This is a genomic window from Streptomyces kebangsaanensis, from assembly GCF_001906585.1.
Taxonomy (GTDB): domain Bacteria; phylum Actinomycetota; class Actinomycetes; order Streptomycetales; family Streptomycetaceae; genus Streptomyces; species Streptomyces kebangsaanensis.
In genome coordinates, this window is sequence record NZ_JUJA01000163.1 from 125,666 (window position 1) to 130,911 (window position 5,246).

The window sequence follows — 5,246 nt, forward strand, 5'->3', positions numbered from 1 at the left end:
CGCCCTGGACCGGCGGACGGACGGGCGCACCAAGGCGGTCGTGGTGGACCTCGGACTCGGCGGCGAGACGTCCCCGCTGCTGCAGATCGCGGCCGACAGCGACGACCGGCTGCTGCTCGCCGACCCGGACAGCGGGCTGCTGCTGATCCGCTCGGACGCACCCTCGCCCGGCCGGGAACGGCTGGGCTGGGGTGTCCTCGGCAGCACGCTGCCGGTGCGCTTCCCGGAGGGCCTGGCGCTGCCCGACTGCGCGGTGACGCCGTTCGCGATCCAGCCGGGGCAGGCGCTCACACCGGAGCACTGCGCGGTGGCGCTGCGCTGCGACGGCGCGTACGGCGGCTGGGTCGGCGTGTGGCGGCCCGCGGAGGGGTGGGTACGTCACCTCCCGGCGCCCGAGGGGTGGCTGGCCGGGGCGGGACTGTGGACGGGCGACGGCGTGCTCCAGCTGCCGTACGCCACGGAGGCGGTGCCCTGCGGGGTGGCGCGGTGGGCGGCTCCGGCGCCGGCGCGCGTCCCGCACCCCGCGGCGCCCCGTTCCGGACCGCACGCCGCGTACGCACGCGAATCCGGACCGCAGGCCGCCCCGGAACCGGGGCCTCCGGATTTCCGCGCACCCCGTCCCGTCCCGTTGCAGCAGGCGCCTCTGGGGCGGCTTGTAACGAAGTAGTGCCGGTCGGCGCGGCCGCCTGGATTCGACCCGAGGTGTGCCGGTTACACTCGCCCGGCTGTACGAAAGATCATTGTTGACGGGGTGAATTTCTTCCGATGAGCGACGCCAGCACGACCCAGCCGTTCGAGGCCACGGACCAGGCGGCCCAGTCGGCCCCTGGCCACGGCAGGCACCGCGGCCCGGTCTCCTCCCACGACGGTGAGGCCGCCCCCAGCGGCCGTCACCGCAAGCCGACCGGGGAGACCGAAGCGGCCGCCTGACGGTACCGAAGCGGAGAAACGGCCCCGCCCTGTCACCAGGGGCGGGGCCGTTTCACGTCCTGTCCGGCTCAGGAGCACCGGCCGGGAGTACCGGCCAGGAACATCGGCTCAGGAGTGTTCGACGACCGTGTCGGCCAGCACCGGCGCGTCCTCCCGCTCGACGGCCGTCACCGACACCCGGACCCCGCCGCTCCCCTGCCGCCACATGCGGACGCGCAGGGTCTCGCCCGGGTACACCACTCCGGCGAAGCGCGTGGCGTAGGACCGTACGCGGGTCACGTCACCGCCGAGCAGGGTGTCGACGACCGCTTTCAACGTGATGCCGTAGGTGCACAGCCCGTGCAGGACGGGCCGGTCGAAGCCGGCGAGCCTGGCGAACCCGGGGTCGGCGTGCAGCGGGTTGTAGTCACCGCTGAGGCGGTAGAGGAGGGCCTGGTCCTCGCGGACCGTCCGCTCGACGGTGCGGTCGGGTCCGCCCGTGACCGGGGCGAGGCGGGCGGAGGGGCCGCGGTCGCCGCCCCAGCCGCCCGCGCCGCGGACGAAGATCTGCGCCTCGGCGGCCCACAGCGGCCCGTCGGCGTCGGCGACCTCGGTGCGCAGGACGAGGACGGCCGNGCCGTGCCCTTGTCGTACACGGCGGTGACACGGCTGGTGGCGGTGGCGGTGCCCCGGGCGGGGACGGGCCGGTGCACGGTCAGCGTCTGGCCGCCGTGCAGGACTTGGGCGAGGTCGACGTCGACGCCGGGCGTGGACAGGCCGCTGATCACTCCGGGCGCGCCGGCGCCGGCGACGGTGGCGAAGCTCGGCAGGACGTGCAGCCTGCTCTCCAGGGCGTAGCGCAGTTCGCCGGGGTCGGTGGCGGGCCGGCCCGCGCCGATGCCGAGGTGGTAGAGCAGGACGTCCCTGGGGGTCCAGGAGATCTCGCCGGTCCGGGGCTCGGCGGCGAGGGCCTTGGCTGCGTCGATGGGCATGGGCCTCCTGACTCCGTGCTCTCCGTCCCGTGCGAAACCGTACCGACCCCCTGCCGGAGTCCGTCGTCCGCGACCGCCCCTACACCGCCTCCTCCCGTCGGAACAACCCCGCCCACAGGAACGCCTCCCCGAAGTACGGCGAGTCCTCCGGCTCGTCCCGCATCCGCCGCAGCTCCACCTCCGTCAGGTCCGCGAAGATCCGCCGCAGCGACTCGGACGTGTAGGCGAGCCCGCCGTGCAGGCGGCCGGTGCGGTACAGCTCGGCGTCGGACAGCTCGCTGCCCATGCCGCCGGCCGCGAAACAGGTCAGGACCAGGTGGCCGCCGGGCGCCAGGACCCGTTCCAGCAGGGCCAGATGACTGATCCGGCGGTGCGGCGGCAGGTGGTGGAAGCAGCCGGAGTCGTGGACGAGGTCGTACGGCCCGGTGAGCCGCGCCCCGGCGTCCCCGAAGACGTCCCCGCACACGAACCGCACGGCGGCCCCCGTCTCCCGGGCCCGCTCCTGCCCCCAGGCGACGGCCCCGGCCGACAGGTCGACCGCGTCCACCTCGAAGCCCCGCGCGGCGAGGTACCGGGCGTTGCGCCCCGGCCCGCACCCCAGGTCCAGTGCCCGGCGCCCGCCGACGAGTCCACGGTCCAGCCACTCGGCGAGGTTCTCGTCCGGCTTGTCCACGAAGAACGGCACCGGCCGCGACCGGTCGGCGTAGAACCCGTCCCACCACCCGGCCGCCCCGCCGGTCCACCGGTCGGCGTCCGGCGCGAACAGCCCGTCCAGCAGGTGGAGTACGTCGTCCACGGTACGGATGTTCCGGTCCATGCGGATCCCCTCTCCTCGGGCCCTTCCCAGGCCCGTTCCCGGTACTGCGACCGTAGCGTCGAACAGCTCGAAAGCCCAGGTCAGGCAAGGTAATTGGGGCTCTGCGGGACGTGCTGTCCGGGCGTGTGCGGGGCCCCGGCGGGCGCCGTGGGGGGATCACACCGGGACGGGGTGGAAAATCCTTCCGCCCCCACGCCGAAGGCCTCCTCGGGGGCGAACCGCGCCGCTGCTAGCCGACTTTCCGCGCGGAACGCGGCAGCCACGCGAGCATCAGCAGTGCCCCGCCGAGCAGCACCGCCGTACTGGTGCGGAAGACCAGCGCGTATCCCTCCGTCAGGCCCACCGGCGTGGTCCGGCCCGCCGTGCGGGCCGCCGCGATGGTCGCCATGACCGCGAGGCCCAGTGAACCGCCCATCGTGCGGGAGGTGTTGATGAGCCCGGAGACCAGCCCGGCATCCTCGGGCGCTGCCCCGGAGGTGGCCAGCGCGGCGAGCGGGGTGCCCGCGAGGCCCGCCCCCAGCATCATCAGGATCCCGGGGATCATGATGGCCGTGAGGTACGCGCCGTCCGCCCGCAACGTCGACTGCCAGGCGAACCCGGCGGCCGCCACCAGCGTGCCCAGCACGGCGACGTTGCGCGCCCCCGCCGCCCGCATGAGGCGCGGGGCCAGCTTGGAGCCGAGGACGACCGCCAGCGAGCTGGGGACCAGGGCGAGCCCGGCGTCCAGCGGCGTGTAGCCGAGCACGTTCTGCGCGTACAGGGTCATGAAGAACCACATGCAGAACATCGCCGAACCGGAGACGAACATCGCCACGTTCGCGGACGCCACCGAGCGCACCCGCAGCAGCGCGAGCGGCATCAGCGGGGCGGCCGTACGCGCCTCGACGGCGAGGAAGAGCCCGATGAGCGCGAGCCCGGCGAGCAGCGGTACCAGCGTGGCCGCGGCCGTCCAGCCCTCCGCCTCGGTCTGCGAGATCCCGTACGCCAGCGTCGCCAGCCCCGCCGTCACCAGCAGCGCGCCCGGCAGGTCCAGCCGGCGCCCGTCCCCGGCCCGGCTCTCCACCAGCCACCGCACGGCTCCGGCGAGCACCACCGCGCCGACGGGCACGTTGATCAGCAGCACCCACCGCCACGACAGTCCCTGCACCAGGATCCCGCCGACCAGGCCGCCCGCCGCTCCGCCGCCCGCGCCGACCGCCGTCCAGGTGGCTATGGCCCGGGCCCTGGCCGCCCCCTCGGGCACGGCGGCGGTCAGCAGCGTCAGCGTGGAGGGCGCCAGCACGGCCGCGCCCAGCCCCTGCACGGCCCGTGCGAGCAGCAGCTGCCAGCCCTCCTGGGCCAGGCCGCCGCCCAGCGAGGCCAGCGTGAACAGGCCGAGTCCCAGCAGGAACATGCGCTTGCGCCCGTACAGGTCCCCGGCCCGGCCGCCGAGCAGCATGAAACCGGCGAACGCGATGGCGTAGGCGTTCACCACCCACTGCAGTCCCGGGCCGCTCAGCCCGAGGTCGGCCCGCATCGACGGCAGGGCCACGTTGACGACGGACACGTCCAGCACGACCAGGAACTGCCCGGCACAGGCGAGGGCCACCACGAGCCAGGTCGGCGGCGGTACGGCAGGGCGGCGGAGGGTCGGGGTGGTGTCAGCGGCTTCGAGCATGGGCGTCATGGTCTCAAGCCGCTGACACCCCTTGTATCGGACTTCGGTACGAGAACGGCTGCTCCGGAGGTCCGAGTCCCGCGCCCGTACGCCGCCCGTACGCGTCCGGCCGGTCCGGCTGAGACGTACGCCACCGCACCCCCTGTCGCCCGAGCGGCGGGCGGTGCGGCAGCATGGCGGCCGGAACGGACGTGCGACCGGAAGGACCCCCACCCCATGCCCGCGGCACCCACGCCGGAGATCCTGGCCGCCTTCGAGGCCGCGAAGGGGTTCATGCCCGCCGACGAAGGGCTCGCGCTGTACGCGGCGGCCGTGGAGGCCGGGCGGCTCGGACTGCCGTTGCTCGAGGTCGGCACGTACTGCGGGCGCTCCACCGTCCTGCTCGCCGACGCCGCCCGGCGGGCCGGGGTCACCGCGCTCACCGTGGACCACCACCGCGGCAGCGAGGAGCAGCAGCCCGGCTGGGAGTACCACGACCCGGAGACGGTCGACCCCGAGATCGGCCTGATGGACACGCTGCCCACCTTCCGGCGCACGCTGCACCGGGCCGGTCTGGAGGAGCACGTGGTGGCGCTCGTCGGCCGCTCACCGCAGGTCGCCGCCCTGTGGAACACCCCGCTCGGCCTGGTCTTCATCGACGGCGGCCACACCGACGAGCACGCCGGCGCCGACTACGAGGGCTGGGCCCCGCACGTCGCCGTGGGCGGCCTGCTGGTCATCCACGACGTGTTCCCGGACCCGGTGGACGAGTTCACCGGGCAGGCCCCGTACCGCGTCTGCCTCCGGGCCCTCGGGTCAGGGGAGTTCACCGAGGTCTCGGCGACCGGCTCGCTGCGCGTCCTGCGGCGAACGGGCACGGCCGCCCCCGCCC

5 protein-coding genes and 2 pseudogenes are annotated in these 5,246 nt (G+C 74.7%); 3 read left to right on the forward strand and 4 right to left on the reverse strand.

All coding sequences use genetic code 11. The features are described 5' to 3' along the window. Positions 1 to 667, forward strand: a pseudogene (locus RH94_RS45185) (hypothetical protein); the annotation flags it as partial. 98 nt (positions 668 to 765) lie between these two features. Beyond that, a complete protein-coding gene (locus RH94_RS41625) occupies positions 766 to 930 on the forward strand; it encodes a hypothetical protein (RefSeq protein ID WP_199881109.1) in 165 nt (54 codons plus the stop codon). Between the two features lie 108 nt (positions 931 to 1,038). On the opposite strand, the gene RH94_RS45190 is transcribed toward RH94_RS41625, so the two are convergent. From RH94_RS45190 to RH94_RS32295, 4 genes and pseudogenes are all read right to left on the reverse strand, one after another. Then, positions 1,039 to 1,544 (reverse strand): MaoC family dehydratase (locus RH94_RS45190; RefSeq protein ID WP_234426182.1); only part of this gene is annotated, 506 nt, incomplete at its 5' end. A gap of 1 nt (position 1,545) precedes the next feature. Then, positions 1,546 to 1,901 (reverse strand): annotated as a pseudogene (locus RH94_RS45195) (FAS1-like dehydratase domain-containing protein); the annotation flags it as partial. Positions 1,902 to 1,980: 79 nt separating this feature from the next. Continuing rightward, a complete protein-coding gene (locus RH94_RS32290) occupies positions 1,981 to 2,718 on the reverse strand; it encodes a class I SAM-dependent methyltransferase (protein ID WP_073951883.1) in 738 nt (245 codons plus the stop codon). A 229-nt stretch (positions 2,719 to 2,947) separates the two neighbouring features. Further along, positions 2,948 to 4,384, reverse strand: coding sequence for an MFS transporter (locus RH94_RS32295; RefSeq protein ID WP_073951884.1), 1,437 nt, complete (start codon positions 4,382 to 4,384; stop codon positions 2,948 to 2,950). 207 nt (positions 4,385 to 4,591) lie between these two features. Between RH94_RS32295 and RH94_RS32300 the strand changes: the two genes are divergently transcribed. After that, on the forward strand, positions 4,592 to 5,246 hold a 655-nt coding region (locus RH94_RS32300), incomplete at its 3' end, for a class I SAM-dependent methyltransferase (protein WP_143204106.1).

Coding starts and splice junctions, on each gene's coding strand:
- RH94_RS41625 (WP_199881109.1), top strand. CDS start 766: ATGAGCGACGCCAGCACGACCCAGCCGTTCGAGGCCACGGACCAGGCG.
- RH94_RS32290 (WP_073951883.1), bottom strand. CDS start 2,718: ATGGACCGGAACATCCGTACCGTGGACGACGTACTCCACCTGCTGGAC.
- RH94_RS32295 (WP_073951884.1), bottom strand. CDS start 4,384: ATGACGCCCATGCTCGAAGCCGCTGACACCACCCCGACCCTCCGCCGC.